1 protein-coding gene is annotated in these 1,069 nt (G+C 71.7%); it reads left to right on the top strand.

Annotated elements, in window-relative coordinates:
* A partial coding sequence (locus ABZ885_RS41905) for a pectate lyase (RefSeq protein WP_360200558.1) occupies positions 1-1,042 on the top strand: 1,042 nt, incomplete at its 5' end.
* Positions 1,043-1,069 lie beyond the last annotated feature (27 nt).

Below are 1,069 nucleotides of genomic sequence, written 5' to 3'. Positions count from 1 at the left end.
TCCCTCCCCGACGCTCTTCCGATCTCGGGACGCCAAGACCGGCGCGGGCGCCGCCGTCCGGCAGGAAGCGTGCCAGGACGGCGCCGCCGCACAGCGCTGGACGGCGAAGGCCGTCGACGGCGGGTACCGCCTGGTCAATGCCGGGAGCGGCAAGTGCCTTGCCGTCAAGGACGGTTCGGCCGAGGCCGGCGCACCGGTGCAGCAGAACTCCTGCGACTCGGCGGCGGGGAAGCGGTGGCAGCTGAGGACCGCGGACGGCACCACCGCCAAGCCCACCCCAAGTGCGACCGCCACCGCCACCGCGAAGCCTAATGCCACCACCCCCACCCCCGCGCCCGCCGGAGCGATCCCGGCATGGCCCACGCCCAAGGGCCCGGACGTGCCGCTGACGGGGACCCGCAAGGTGGACACGTTCTTCGACGGCGGTGGCCAGCGCTTCGTCGGCCGTGGCCCGCTGGGCAGTTCGGACCAGTCGGAGAACCAGCCCGCGATGTTCGAACTCGCCGACGGCGCCGTGCTCCAGAACGTGATCCTGGGCAACCCCGCCGCCGACGGGGTGCACTGCGCCGGCACCTGCACGCTCCGCAACGTCTGGTGGGAGAACGTCGGCGAGGACGCCGCGACCTTCAAGGGCACCTCAGCCGCCCAGGTCATGACCGTCGACGGCGGCGGCGCCCGCGGGGCGTCGGACAAGGTCTTCCAGCACAACGGCCCGGGCACCTTCGTGATCAAGAACTTCCGGGTCGAGGACTTCGGGAAGCTCTACCGCTCGTGCGGCAACTGCAAGACCCAGTACCCCCGCCACGTGATCATCGACAACGTCCTCGCCACCGGCCCGGGCAAGGCCGTCGTCGGTATCAACGCCAACCTCGGCGACACCGCGAAGATCTCCCGCCTCACCATCGCCGGGGACGCCGAGCGGCGGATCGCCGTCTGCAAGCGCTTCGAAGGCGTGACCAAGGGCGAGCCGAAGGAGACCGGCAGCGGCCCGGACGGCGCACACTGCCTCTACACCCCGTCCGACATCGGCTACCGCCCCTGACAGCCGCCGGGAGTGGGAAGTCGGCCG

The sequence above is a fragment of the Kitasatospora sp. NPDC047058 genome (assembly GCF_040643935.1).
Classification (GTDB): domain Bacteria; phylum Actinomycetota; class Actinomycetes; order Streptomycetales; family Streptomycetaceae; genus Kitasatospora.
This window is presented reverse-complemented; position numbering and strand designations above follow the sequence as displayed.